Annotated in this window: 11 protein-coding genes; 7 read left to right on the forward strand and 4 right to left on the reverse strand. The window is 41.2% G+C overall.

What is annotated here, in order from left to right; all coding sequences use genetic code 11:
• Window positions 1-58 precede the first annotated feature (58 nt).
• Both BMW53_RS02635 and BMW53_RS02640 read right to left on the reverse strand, forming a co-directional pair.
• Window positions 59-502 (reverse strand): hypothetical protein, encoded by a 444-nt coding sequence (locus BMW53_RS02635; RefSeq protein WP_038557443.1) that lies wholly within the window; start codon window positions 500-502, stop codon window positions 59-61.
• A 347-nt stretch (window positions 503-849) separates the two neighbouring features.
• Window positions 850-1,146: a TM2 domain-containing protein gene (locus BMW53_RS02640; RefSeq protein WP_038557442.1), complete on the reverse strand. Its 297-nt coding sequence runs from the start codon at window positions 1,144-1,146 to the stop codon at window positions 850-852.
• 973 nt (window positions 1,147-2,119) lie between these two features.
• Between BMW53_RS02640 and BMW53_RS02645 the strand changes: the two genes are divergently transcribed.
• Window positions 2,120-2,872, forward strand: a complete 753-nt coding sequence (locus BMW53_RS02645) for a DUF6261 family protein (RefSeq protein WP_038557441.1) — start codon at window positions 2,120-2,122, stop codon at window positions 2,870-2,872.
• Between the two features lie 691 nt (window positions 2,873-3,563).
• Here BMW53_RS02645 and BMW53_RS02650 read toward each other — a convergent pair.
• The gene (locus BMW53_RS02650) at window positions 3,564-4,469 is read right to left on the reverse strand and encodes a glycyl-radical enzyme activating protein (RefSeq protein ID WP_038557440.1); all 906 of its coding nucleotides are present in this window, start codon (window positions 4,467-4,469) and stop codon (window positions 3,564-3,566) included.
• Between the two features lie 68 nt (window positions 4,470-4,537).
• The gene (gene hypD, locus BMW53_RS02655; RefSeq protein ID WP_038557439.1) at window positions 4,538-6,997 is read right to left on the reverse strand and encodes a trans-4-hydroxy-L-proline dehydratase; all 2,460 of its coding nucleotides are present in this window, start codon (window positions 6,995-6,997) and stop codon (window positions 4,538-4,540) included.
• 609 nt (window positions 6,998-7,606) lie between these two features.
• Here hypD and BMW53_RS02660 point away from each other — a divergent pair.
• From BMW53_RS02660 to BMW53_RS02685, 6 genes are all read left to right on the forward strand, one after another.
• Window positions 7,607-9,268, forward strand: a complete 1,662-nt coding sequence (locus BMW53_RS02660) for a BCCT family transporter (protein ID WP_051567718.1) — start codon at window positions 7,607-7,609, stop codon at window positions 9,266-9,268.
• 19 nt (window positions 9,269-9,287) lie between these two features.
• On the forward strand, window positions 9,288-10,208 hold the full coding sequence (locus BMW53_RS02665) for a universal stress protein (RefSeq protein ID WP_038557438.1): 921 nt from the start codon (window positions 9,288-9,290) through the stop codon (window positions 10,206-10,208).
• Between the two features lie 12 nt (window positions 10,209-10,220).
• The gene (locus BMW53_RS02670) at window positions 10,221-11,096 is read left to right on the forward strand and encodes a glycine betaine ABC transporter substrate-binding protein (protein WP_051567717.1); all 876 of its coding nucleotides are present in this window, start codon (window positions 10,221-10,223) and stop codon (window positions 11,094-11,096) included.
• Between the two features lie 443 nt (window positions 11,097-11,539).
• Window positions 11,540-11,737 (forward strand): hypothetical protein, encoded by a 198-nt coding sequence (locus BMW53_RS20870; RefSeq protein ID WP_038557437.1) that lies wholly within the window; start codon window positions 11,540-11,542, stop codon window positions 11,735-11,737.
• Between the two features lie 9 nt (window positions 11,738-11,746).
• Window positions 11,747-12,655 (forward strand): aldo/keto reductase, encoded by a 909-nt coding sequence (locus BMW53_RS02680; protein WP_139178003.1) that lies wholly within the window; start codon window positions 11,747-11,749, stop codon window positions 12,653-12,655.
• 255 nt (window positions 12,656-12,910) lie between these two features.
• A complete protein-coding gene (locus BMW53_RS02685) occupies window positions 12,911-14,227 on the forward strand; it encodes a phage integrase SAM-like domain-containing protein (protein ID WP_074780179.1) in 1,317 nt (438 codons plus the stop codon).
• The last annotated feature ends 6 nt before the right edge of the window (window positions 14,228-14,233 follow it).

Below are 14,233 nucleotides of genomic sequence, written 5' to 3' on the forward strand. Positions count from 1 at the left end.
TTATGGGCTGGTTTTTATGAGATTTTTTTATGACTGTCATTTTTTATATTGGGAGTTTTTACGACTGAATAAGTTTTATTTTGTAGTTATTTATTTTTGACCAATATATTATCCAGCATATAATTCCAGCTACTCCAGTCAAGAAATTAACGAAAGGGATTATGCTACAACAAAATAAAATGCAATAAGCTAAACCGATTCCAACTCCAGGTCTTTCTTCATCTACTGTAATATTTTTTGCATTAAATTCAGCTTTTAATGAATCCGCTAATCGATTTACAATAATAAACTGCCAGACAAGTCCAAACAATGGTATTAAAGTAAGCCAAACTTCCCCTGATTGCATCCTGCGGTTTTCTATACTAATTGCATTAAATGTGTTTTGGAGAGTTAATAAATAAAAAATTAATGGTATTACTGAAAGGGCAGGAATTATTAGAAGGATTATTATTTCTTGCGGTCCAATAAAACCAAGTAAAATGAAATTTATAATTTGATTCATAATGTTTAAAATTTAGTTATCCTACTCTCTGGCTTTTCGGGAACGCCCCGTTTTTGATGGTTTCTGGCATCCATGTAATTTTGTTTTTAATTTTTAGAGTTCGATTTATAATTATGAATATGAAGTTTATGTATGGCATTTTATTAATTTCAATTAGTGTCAAATATTTTCCCCAAACAGTAACTGTTTTTAATCATTAATTATGTTCATAATATTTTTACTCATTGAAAGTACAAAATCAAGGAGGGACTCACTTTTTGTATATATCACTTGCTTAGTGTATAGCATAATAAGAGAGTCCCACATTATTCATATTATTGAAATATCTTTTTTAAGTTTTAGTTCATTTATTTGTTTCCCGCTACTGCAGCCATCATTGCCATTTGTCTTGCGTGGTCTTCATCCTTTTCTCTTTTTTCCATTTTTTCAATTTCCTCAAAAATTGGGGCATTAATCTTACTTACTTTGGACGACATTATAAATAAATCGATTAACGCCCAAATACCTAAACCTCCTAAAGTAAACCAGTAAAGAAATTGAAGCCCCCATTTGCCTAAATAAGCATAATGTGCTCCAAGAAAGAACCAAAACAAATAAGCTGTACCTGTTGATTTGATTTTCGATTGTAAATAACTTTTGTTCATAGTAATAATGATTTTTAATTTTTTTTGCCTACTTCTGAATTTAATTGGCTTTTCAGCATATTCCCAAATTAGTATATTTATTCAATTTCAAACTTGCCCATAACGTATATGGAACCCAACAAGTCGGGTTATATTTCTTTTATTGGGTTGGGTTATCATTCTATTTTGAGTGTATAATCCAACTTTTTGCGAAAATCTTATTTCACGGCGCGTATTCAACGGGATGCTATTTTTTGTTTTAAAGTTAGCATTCTGTTAAACAAAAACAATACAGGAGTAACAAATTGAAAGCAACCAACATAAACAATAAAGCCAATGCCTTATTGCAGGCGGTTTTCCGAAAACCCAATGTTGCAGAAAACACTTAACTACCTGACTACAAGAGCTCCCCATCGACCATTTTGTAACTATCGTTGGGCTTCGCAAGCTTCAAAATGGTTATTTTACCGCTGTTGCAGAGGTACACCGGCACCAAAACGATCATTTTACCGCTATTGTATTGTTACGCAGCTAGCAAAACGGTCATTTTACGGCTTCTGCAGAGAAACACAGCTAGTAAAACGGTCATTTCAAGGCCTTTGTAGGGGTACGCAGGTAGTAAAATGATCATTTTACGGCTGGTGTTGCACTACGCAAGCCTGGCATTCTCCAAAAAACTACTGTTGTAGCTCTACAGCGGTAGTTTTGTCAACAATTTATTACTGTCGCAGCCTTGCATAAGGGCTTTGTACAGTGCTTCGGGCTTTTTGCAGGTTTACAACAAAAGCAAATTACCAACCTCAGCGCCATCGTTATACAACACCGGTCAATTATTTACTTATCTGCAATTTATGCTAAATAACACAAACACGGCTCTTGACTTTTGCAAGCTTATGTTCTATATTGCATCAACACAGCCAAATAAGATAACCATGAGCACTGCAAATAATCAACGCAATACACATACACCCACAAATAATTACATTTAATATTTATGAATTTTATAGTAAACATCCCTTTAACGCGCTTGCGCCACAACGACTATTTTCAGTATATGACTGATGTAAAAGGTCTGGTAACGCAAGCCACCCCTGCAGCACTTAATGTGGAGGAAGAGGCGGTAGCTTTCGACAATAGTTTTACCGCCCTCGACGAAGCAATAAATGTTGACAAGGGAAGTGTATTTACCGAAAAGATCCAGGATGCCGACCACCGGCGCGACAACACCTGGAGTGCTCTAAACGGACGGGTAAAAGCAACGCTTTACAGCCCGATACCTGAAGAAGTTGAAGCAGCAAAACACCTTGAACGGGTTTTTAATTTGTATGGAAACATCAGAAACCTGTCGTTAAAGGAACAAACAGCAGCTGCAACCAACCTGAATAACGATCTGAAAAAACCGAAAATGGCTGTGCATTGCCAAACCATAGGCATTACCCCCTGGGTTTTGGCTCACGAAGCGGAAAACACAGCCGTAAACGACCTTCAAAACCAGCGCGACAGCGAAAAAGCAAACCGCAACTACACAAAGGCAAAAGAAGTTCGTGTGGCTTTTGACGAGGAGTACAACGCTCTGGTAAACCGGATTAATGCCATGGTAACCTTGCGTATGGCAACTCCGGTAATCGAGAACTTTATTATCGAGGTAAACCAAAAGATTAAAAACCTCGAAAATCAACTCGCAGTGCGCCAGGGCCACAGAGATAGCGGAGAAGAAGAACCGTCGGACTCTCCTGTTGACGAATAAAAACAAAAGTGGTGTATGTTTAGTAAAGCATCCTTCCCGGCGGGTTGGATGCTTTTTAGACGATATGTTCTGCTGCATTTCACAAAAGAACATGGGCAGCTGAGTACCGAACAAAAAGAAATCCTTCAGGAGTGGTGATCTGAAGGTGTTTTTCAATCATAACAGAAGGGCATCCGTTTTGGATGCCCTTTGCTATTCTATGCGCTAAGCGGTTGAAACCGCTAAGCGCGTATTGCTACCAAAATAAAGGATCCGATCCGTATCTACGTCAACTTATACGGATCGGATCCCTTGTTAATCATTTTGGATGCCCATCTATTTTGTGAGATGCGCTAAGCGGTTGAAACCGCTAAGCGCGTATTGCTATATTTGCGTCAACTTATACAGATCGGATCCCTTGTCAATCATCCCTTGTCAATCATAACTGAAAGGCATCCGTTTTGAATGCCCCCTTGCTATTTCACTATGCGCTAAGCGGTTGAAACCGCTAAGCGCGTGTTGCTATATCTGCATCAACTTATACGGATCGGATCCCTTGTTAATCATCCCTTGTCAATCATAACTGAAAGGCATCCGTTTTGAATGCCCCCTTGCTATTTCACTATGCGCTAAGCGGCTGAAACCGCTAAGCGCGTATTGCTATATCTGCGTCAACTTATACGGATCGGATCCCTTGTGGGAAAAACTTTTCTTATCCACCAATTTCAGCCTCAATACCAAACTTTTCGAAAATAGCAATCGCCCTGTTTTGTTCCTCTTCGCTGGGCTCGTCCATATTCATCGCGTTGTATTCCGATCCCAGCTTGTTGTATTTACCGGCCGCAATATTGTGATAGGGTAATAAGTTTACCACCGGTTTTTTGCCCGGTAAGGCGGCAATAAATTCTGCCATTTCGCTAAGCGTATTGTGGTCGGCATTTACATTGCGGATTAAGGGCACACGAATATTAATGTTCGCGCCACTTTCGGCCAGTAAGCGAAGGTTTTTCAGGATCAACTTGTTACTTACTCCGGTCCACTTTTTATGTTTTGCCTCGTCCATCAACTTCAGGTCGAACAGAAAAAGCTCGGTGCGCTTAGCTACTTCCAGCAAAGTGTCGGTGTCGGCAAATCCGCAGGTATCAACAGTCCGGTGCAGTTTCCTTTCGCCACAGGCATCCAGCATCTGCATCAGAAACTCCGCGTTCATCAAAGGCTCACCACCCGAAAAGGTAACACCGCCATTCGATTGCTCGATGTGCACACGCTCGCGTTCGATAATCTGCATCAGCTCGTCAATCTCATAAGTACGCCCCGACATTTCGATGGCTTTCGTCGGGCAAACATCGGCACAAATACCACACAGGGTACAGGCCTGGTAGTCGGTTACAATTCCTTTTGGCGTGAGTGTAAGCGCATCTTCCGGGCACATTTTTATACACTCCTGCGCGCCGATACATTTCGATTCGGTATATAGCTTCTGTACATCGGGCGACTGGCTTTCGGGGTTGTGACACCATTTGCAGCTCAGCGGGCATCCCTTCATAAACAAGGTAATGCGGATACCCGGCCCATCGTTAATGGCGTATCGTTTTATGTCGAATAGTAATGATTTCATTTGAGTAATGAGATTTGAGTAGTGAGTAGTGAGAAAAGTCTCAATACTCATTACTCACTACTATAAATCTATAATACCTCGTTTTGTGTACGGTCAATTACTTCCTGTTGCAGATCGGCATTCATGTCGTTAAAATAATCGCTGTATCCGGCCATGCGTACCAACAGGTCTTTGTAATCTTCAGGACAAGCCTGTGCCGCCAAAAGCGTTGCCGTATCAACAATATTAAACTGAATGTGGTGGCCTCCCAACGAGAAATAACTGCGGATCAGGTGCCCCAGTTTCTCCACGTCTTTGTCGCGTTTCAGCAAACTCGGCACAAAGCGCAGGTTCAGCAAGGTACCTCCCGATTTCGACTGGTCGAGTTTACCCAGCGAGCGAATCACGTTTGTTGGTCCATGTGTATCGCAACCGTGCGACGGCGATGTACCATCAGAAATTGATTTACCGGCAAATCGTCCGTTTGGTGTGGCTCCCAGCACCAGTCCAAAATAAACATGGCAGGTGGTTGAAAGCATATTTAAATGAAAGCACTCACCTTTGGTATTTGGCTTTCCCTCGATGGCAGCAAGCAAGTCGTTATACACCTGCACGGCAATCGTATCGGCATATTCGTCGTCGTTACCAAAGAACGGAGTGCGGTTCAGAATACGCTGACGCAACACTTCTTCGCCTTCAAAATTTTTAGCTACCGCATCCAGAATGGTCTCCATGGCAAAAGTCTTGTCTTCGAAAACATGCTTTTTCAGCACCGAAAGACTGTCGGTTACCGTTGCTAAACCGGTACACTGAATGTAGTTGGTGTTGTAGCGCGGACCACCGTTGTAGTAGTCTTTTCCTTTCGAGATACAGTCTTCAATTACCACCGACAGGAAGGGCGCCGGAGCGTATTTGGCAAACATCTGGTCGATGTAGTTGCTTACACGTATTTTCTGGTCAACCACAAAATTCAGTTGCTTCAGGAAAGCCTCGTACAACTCTTCGAAACTTTTAAAGCTACGTGGATCACCGGTTTCAATACCTGCTACTTTTCCTGTTACCGGATCAATACCGTTATTCAGTATGATTTCCAGCACCTTTGGAACATTCAGATAACCGGTCAGCAGGTAAGCTTCTTTCCCAAAAGCGCCCACTTCGATACATCCACTGCAGCCGCCTTCGCTTGCATCCTGCAGGGTTTTTCCCTGGTTCACCATTTCCTGGATATACACATCAGGATTGAAAACCGACGGGTAACCGTGTCCCTGGCGGATCAATTTTCCGGCGGCCTGTAAAAACGCATCGGGGGTAACTTTGGCAATGTGTACCGAGTTACCCGGCTGCAAAATGTGAAGCTCTTCAATCACTTCCAGCATCATGTATGAAACCTCGCTTACGCCATCCGTTCCATCGGGTTTTACACCCCCAATGTTGATGTTGGTAAAATCGTTGAATGTACCACTTTCGCGTGCTGTAATGCCCACTTTTGGTGGCGCGGGGTGGTTATTCACTTTTATCCAGAAACAGCTGATCAGCTCTTTGGCCTCGTCTCGGGTCAGTGTTCCTTCAGCCAGTTCTTTTTCATAAAATGGGGTTAGGTGCTGATCGAAATGGCCCGGGTTCATGGCATCCCAACCGTTTAATTCGGTAACCGTTCCCAGATGCACAAACCAATACATCTGAATGGCTTCCCACAGGTTTCGTGGTGCGTTGGCCGGTACCCTGCGACACACTTCTGCAATTCGATTCAGCTCGGCAACACGTTTCGGATCGCTTTCGGTTTTTGCCAGCCCTTTAGCCAGCTCGGCATGGCGCTCGGCAAAAACAATAGCTGCATCGCACGATACATCCATGGCTTTTAATTCCTCCAGCTTTTCGGTGGCTTCCGGGTCATTCAAAAAGTCGAGGCGATTGATGTGGTCTTTAATTTCTTTTTTGAAATCGAGCATCCCTTTTCGATAAATCTTTCCATCGAGCGCGGTATGACCCGGAGCACGTTGCTCCATAAACTCAGTAAATACGCCGGCTTCGTAGGCACGTTTCCACTCGTTTGGCACGTGACTAAAAATACGTTCTCGCATGGTACGCCCCTGCCAGTAAGGAATTACTTCTCGTTCGTAGGTATCAATATCTTCCTGCGAAATGGTATATTGTTGCTGATCGCGTGTGTTCAGCACATGAAAATCCTCAACGCTGTGACAGGTTAATTCCGGGAAAGTTGGAACCGATTTCGGAACGGGGCCGCGCTCTGCAACAATCAGTTCATCGTCGCCAATATAAATGGTTTTTTGCTTGCAAATCTCCAAAAAATTAAGGGCACGCATCATCGGCTCCGAGTACTTGCCGTAGTTTTCTTTGTAAAACTTCGTGGTAATCAGGGCGCGCTCAATCGACAGCGACTCCTGTGTTTCAACACTTAACTTGCGCAATCGCTGAATGCGTTGGTTCATTCCCGGACCAATGGCTTCAGGGTGCGGCGTATAAAAATTACCTTCAGCGCCAGCCGGGCGCTCGGGCGTCTTTATGGTTGGTTCATCTGCAAAAGACATGACTTCAGAAAAATTAAATTATACAATAAATAAAGAAACAGGGTTAACTGTTGGGGGAAATCCTAAGCGTACAAGATCCAGCACTCGAACAGGCACCGATAGCTGATTAGTAGATTTGATATTTTTAATTTCGATATCACTTTACTTCTTTAATACGGTAAATTTAGATAATTATTCATTTCGTTGGTACAGTGGCTGATTAAGATCTCAAAAGATATAACCATTCCAATAACGCAGCAACAAACCAGAGGCCAACCAGATGACCAACAAATTTTATTAAAACAAAAGCTTCCTAAGGTTTTACAAATTTAAACCTACAACATGAAAGCTATTCCGGAATCTCGATTAACAAACCATAAAGCGCAATAGCCATTTGTTTGTTTTTTTGCCGGTATCTAAAATCCGAAAAAGGGCTTTGTGGGCGAAGTAAGTCTGCACAACCCGGTGGCAACAGGCCTTTTTTTTTTGGTTTTTCGCAAAAAAAATAGTATCCTATAGGGATTTTACCTAAAAAAACAGCACCTATCAGATTGGATTTTATTCAAAAAAGGAATTCAGAAAAGCATAACAACAGCAACGGAGCTAGCATACATCACATAAAAAAAGATTATGGCAGAAAAAGAAAATGTTCCTCATAAAGGGGAAGCACACCTGGTAAGCAGCAATAAATATTTTGATGTTGACGGCCCTGTATTTTGGCCTGCCGCAATACTGATCGTTCTTTTTATTGCGGTTACATTAATTGTTGGGCAACCCATGAACAAAGTATTCTCCACTATTCAATCTTCAATTTCGGATTACGGCGGATGGTTTTTTGTGATCTCCGTAAATATATTCCTCTTTTTTGTTTTGTTTATTGCCTTTAGCAAGTTTGGCAAAATTAAACTGGGCGGCAGCAAAGCCAAACCCGAATTCTCGAAAGGAGCCTGGTTTGCCATGCTTTTCAGTGCGGGGATGGGTATTGGTATTTTATTCTGGAGCGTTGGCGAACCCATCAACCACTTTATACATCCGCCAAGTGGCGAGGCCCGAACTGTTGAAGCAGCCCGCATGTCGCTCGAAATCACCTTTCTGCACTGGGGATTGCACGCCTGGGGAATTTATGCATTGGTAGGCATGTCTCTGGCATTTTTTACTTTCAACAAGAAATTGCCGCTTACCATAAGTTCTATTTTTTACCCGTTATTAGGAAGAAAAATTTATGGCCCCTGGGGAAAAGCAATTAATGTGCTGGCTGTTGTTTCCACACTTTTTGGTTTGGCAACATCGCTCGGAATGGGCGTTCAACAGGTTAGCGCCGGTTTGGCTCACCTCTTTAACATGCCCGACACCATTACCTCGCAGGTTATACTGATTACCGTCATCACTTTTGCCGCAACAGGATCGGTTATTGCCGGATTAAGTGGTGGTGTTAAACGTTTAAGTGAGCTAAACATGATTATTGCAGCCGTATTTCTGCTTTTTATGATTATTGTAGGGCCAACACTTTTTATTTTCGATTCGTTTATCCAAAACCTTGGAGGATATGTACAGAAGTTTTTTGAACTGTCAACCTGGACAGAAACCTACCAGCAATCGGACTGGCAAAACGACTGGACCGTTTTCTACTGGGCCTGGTGGATCAGCTGGTCGCCATTTGTTGGCATGTTTATCGCCCGTATTTCTCGCGGACGAACATTAAAAGAGTTTGTTTTGGGCGTGTTGATCGTGCCTACACTCATTACTTTTTTATGGCTATCGACATTTGGTGGAAGCGCCATGTTCCTGGAGTTGAACTCGATTGCCGATGTTGCCGGTGCAGTAACCGATAATGTTGCCACATCGTTGTATGTTTTGCTGGAACAATTTCCAATATCAACTGTAACTTCAACGGTTGGAGTGATTTTGGTAACCAGCTTTTTTATTACCTCATCCGACTCGGGGTCGTTGGTGGTTGACTCATTAACAGCCGGCGGAAAACTGGATGCTCCGGTTCCTCAACGCATTTTTTGGGCATTAACCGAGGGAGCCGTTGCGGCCGTATTATTAGTTGGCGGCGGACTGGGAGCTTTGCAAACAGCAGCCATTTCAACCGGGTTGCCATTTGCCATTATACTGCTGTTTTTGGTTTGGAGCCTGCTAAAAGGATTGCGTGCCGAACATCGCGATTTAATGGAAGTGAAACGCGAAAAAGAACACAAAGAATACCTGGAAACGATTTCTCGAATGTTGCAAAAACGCGGCAAAACACAATCGGTGCCAAAACAGCAAGAGAACAAAGACAATTCATAACCCTTTAAAAAGTATAAACATGTATCGATTAAATCATATTCTGGTGTGCCTCGACCTTACCGAGATGGATGATTCGCTTATTCGTTATGCCGCACTTCTTGCAAATAAAATTAAACCGGAAAGTATAACATTTCTGCATGTAATGCGCCCTTTCGATATTCCGAAAGAAATATTGGAAGCTTATCCTGAACTTGACGAACCTGTGCCTGAAATTATCCGCGAGGAATTGCAGGAAAAAATTAATGAACAATGCAATCCTTCTTCCAACATAAAAGTAAAGGTGGCAGTAAAAGAGGGTTATACCATGGAAACCATCGTAAAATTCAGCCAGGAAAATCATATAACACTTACTTTAATGGGTAAAAAAATGGGCTATGAAGGAACCGGAAGTATTGTACGTAAATTAGTTGGTATCATTCCTTCGTCGGTATTGTTGGTATCCGAATCTGTTCACGACCGGATTGAAAACCTTTTGGTGCGAATGGATTTTTCAAAAGCCAGCGAAATGGCCCTGCAAATGGCTTTCCGCCTGAAAGAGCTAACCGGTGCAAATGTGGCTTGTCATCATACCCACAAATTGCCTGTTGGTTATTTCCCTCAGGTTGACCTTGAAAAAGATGAGAAACTAAGTAAATATGTTGAAAAAATCAGCATTAAAGAGTTTTACAAGTTCAAAAAACAATATAAACACGAAGCTGATGAAATCACATTCTCGTATTCGGTTGATGCCGAAAATGAAGAAGACCAGATTCTGTACCGGAAAGCGCTGAACACCGGTGCCGACATGATTGTAATTGGTTCCTCGTTAAAATCAGGACTAGCCGATATTCTGATCGATACAACATCGGAAAAGCTGGCTGAATCGGATAAAAACATTCCGGTACTTATTGTGAACGACAGAAGTAAAGCAATCACATTTCTCAAAAGATTATTCCAATAAAATACTATAAAAATGACACAATATTTTTCTAAAACATCAGCACTGATCGTCCTACTCGCCATTTTTTCCTCGTGCAATACGGGTACTAAACCGGAAGATGAGCGTTCGCTGAAAATAGTTTACACCGATTGGTCGGAAAGTGTTGCCATCACCTACTTGTCGTCTATTTTGCTCGAAGAGCATATGGATTACAAGGTTACGCTGAAAATGACCGATGTGGAAGAAGCTTACCGCGAAGTGGCCAACAGCGAGGCCGACGTTTTTACCGATGCCTGGTTGCCCGAAACGCAAAAGCAATATTTCGACCAACACAAGGAAAACCTGGAGATGCTGGGAATTACCTATCCCGAAGCGCGCACCGGACTTGTTGTTCCGGCGTACAGCAAGCTACAATCGGTAGCCGATTTGAAAAACTATGCGCACCCAATTGTTGGAATTGATGCCGGGGCCGGTGTAATGCAAAAAGCACAGGCCGCCATTAGCAAATATGCCCCGGGCAAAACATTGCTAACACTTTCCGAGGAAAAAATGGTAGAACAGCTGGGCGATTCCATTCAGCGACGAAAAGACATTGTGGTAACCGGCTGGGAACCTCACTGGATATTTGCGCGCTACAATGTTCGCTTTTTAGACGATCCGGATAATATTTTCGGGCAGAAAGAAAACATTTACACCATTGCCACTAAAAACCTGGAAGAAGAGCACCCCAATGCGGTTCGCTTTTTCGAGCGCATGCAGCTTACTGAAAACCAACTAAACAGCCTCGTTTACGAAATCAGGGTGAGCGAAAATCCTGTTGACGGCGTAAAAAAGTGGATGGAGCAAAACGAATTTGTTGTTAACCAATGGATGAAAAACCTGACCAAAGAACGTATAAAAATTTATTAACCAGGCTTACTTTTTATTTTTTTCGTAGCTAAATCCGGTGTGGCTCATTCCGGTGTCAGGTTAAAACTTCTATCCAATAACCTGAAAGCAAACAAAAGGGATTATCCGTATTTTAATCGAAAGTATAGGCCGGTTCAATAACCGGCCCATTATGAATGTGTCTTTCTTAATGCTTGCTTTACGCTATATACAGCACTTAAGTTTAACCTTTATAAGTTACAACAAATAAGTGTAAATAGGTATATGAAAACACATAAACTTTTAACCAAACCACTACACGTCAAATAATTAACAATACTTATGTTATTAAAAGAAACAGGAATAATTAATAAAGATTTTATAGAATAGAGAGTGCATTAAAAGAAGAAAGGGCAGTTCAACAACTGCCCTTTTACTAATGTTAACCCCCAAACACACATCGTGCTGAACGCACGACACTACAAATGAACAAAAAAGTATTTAGTTATCAAAATAATGACAAATATTTTTTACCCTTTTTAGCGTTTTTTAGTGATTTCGCAGTTCAAAATCTTCCGTTGCAGGTATTTAATGTGTCTATTTTACAGAAAGTTTGCTATTGGCAGGCTTTTTTATATCCTTCAGAAAAAATTGTAGCTTTGAAAGCAATTGCAATAATTTAAACCATCATCATGAATACAATTATTTCTGCAATCAAAGAATTTGGTAAAGATTTCCCGGCTGATTATTCCATTCCTAAACGTAAGCTGGGAAAAACGAATGAAAAATTGTCAATAATCGGATTTGGAGGAATAATGCTGAACGACAATCCTCAGGAATTTGCAAACGAATTGGTGGCCAAAGCTTTTGATTTAGGTGTGAATTATTTTGACGTGGCACCTAAATACGGAAACGCCGAAGACCGTTTGGGGCCGGCACTTAAACCCTTTCGGAAAAATTCGTTTCTGGCGTGCAAAACCAGGCGACGCGACGCAGCCGGGGCTCAAAAAGATTTAGAAAACTCGCTGCGTAAATTACAAACTGATTATTTCGATTTATACCAGCTGCATGAGCTAACTACCGATGATGAAGTACAAACCGTTTTTGGCACAAACGGTGCGCTGGAAACACTGGTAAAAGCCAAAAGAGATGGAAAAATAAAACATATTGGTTTTTCGGCTCACTCGGTAAAGGCTGCTTTGTTTGCACTCAAAAACTTTAATTTCGACTCCATACTTTTCCCCATTAACTTTGCCTGCTGGAATGCCGGGAACTTTGGCCCCCAGGTTTTTGCCGAAGCTGAAAAGCAGGGCATCGGGATTCTGGCCTTAAAAGCAATGGCACTTACCACCTTTCGCGAAAAAGAAGACCTGATCTTTAAAAATTGCTGGTATAAACCCATCGACGATGAACATATTATGAAACGGGCACTTCGTTATACCCTGTCGAAAAAAATAACTGCTGCCATTCCTCCAGGCGAATACACATTATTTTTAAAAGCCCTGGAGTTTATGCAGGATTTTAGCCCGATTGAAGAAGAGGAGACACAAGAACTGCTCGCACTGGCCAAAAATACCAGGCCGGTGTTTATGCATGACTGATAAATAAAAAAAAGGCCGCTGAGTTTCAGCGACCTTTGTAGTCCCGACGGGAGTGAAATGTATCCATTTTAAGCAATCTTGAAACACCTCCAAACATTGCCACAATCCCCTATTATCAAAGCTTTATGAATCAATACAGATAATAACACTATTGAAACAAATTGAAGTAGGTTGACTAGAATTGTCATTTGGCTGACTAAATACTGACTAAGTTTTGTATATTTGTAATAGTTCAAATGTTCAAACTTATTAATTATGGCAACGTTCAAATTTCTTATTCAGGGAAAAAACAACCCAACAAACATTTATGTCCGTTTATCTTTAAACAAAGGCAAAAGTATAAAGCGCAAAACAGGCTATGTAATTAATCCTTCAGATTGGAGTACTACAGGGTATCCCAAACAAACCGATGAAGATTTAAAGCGATTCAAAAACAAGCTAGAGCAGCTAAAAGCCACACTTGGAACAAAACTAAATGAAGCTACAGGCGCAGGTGCTGAGATTGATGGTACATGGCTAGAACACACCATTGATGAAATTAACAACAAAAAGGAGAAAACCGACCTTGACAGGCTTGTAAACTATTGTGATTACTTTATTGGTTCACTCCCAATCAAAGTTCAAAGAAATGGCAAGCAAGGAGTTTCTGAAATTACAATCAAGAAATACAAGACTGTTAAAAATAAACTGTCTGCATTTGAGGCAAAGCAGCAAAAGACATTTTTCGTAAAAGACGTAAATAAAAAGTTTCGTACTGATTTTATTAAATATCTTCAGGAAGATCAAAAACTATCTGCAAACACCTCAGGCAAATACCTCAAATGTGTAAAAACAATTTGTTTAGATGCACGTGAAAGCGAGATTGAAACACACCCACAGTTAGATAAAATAAAAGGCTTTACCGAAGAAAAGACTTTTCCCTACCTAAGCCTTGATGAATTGGATGATATTGCAAAAACACCATTCACACGCGAAGCTTTAGAGAACGCCAAAGATTGGCTTTTAATAGGCTGTTTTATCGGTCAAAGGGTTTCCGACCTTTTAAAACTAAAAAGCTCCAATATACAGGATATGGGAGGCTTTAAAATGATTGTTTTAACGCAACAGAAAACAGGGAAAGAAGTGGCTATTCCGATACACGATAAAATTAAACCGATACTTGAAAAACGAAATTGGTCTTTTCCTGAACCACTAAGCGCGGTTAATTTCAATCTTCATATTAAGGACATTTGCAAGCTCGCAGGAATAAAAGAACCAATCGAAGGAAGTAAAATGATTTGTATTGATGAAGAAGCAGAACCAAAGGTTTACAGAAAAATTAAGGGTGTTTATCCTAAATGGGAATTAGTAAGCTCTCACATTTGCAGACGTTCATTTGCTACCAATTTTTACGCCGACACACCAACCGCACTATTAATAAACATAACAGCACATAGCACAGAAAAGCAATTTTTAGAGTATATTGGAAAGCCTGCAAAAGACTTCTCTGTTCAGTTGGCTGAATACTGGCAGAAAGAAGCTTTGAAGGATAAAAAAGAACCTCACTTAACGGTAATGAAAGAAGCCAATTAATGCCCA

The organism is Draconibacterium orientale (assembly GCF_900111425.1).
Taxonomy (GTDB): Bacteria; Bacteroidota; Bacteroidia; order Bacteroidales; family Prolixibacteraceae; genus Draconibacterium; species Draconibacterium orientale.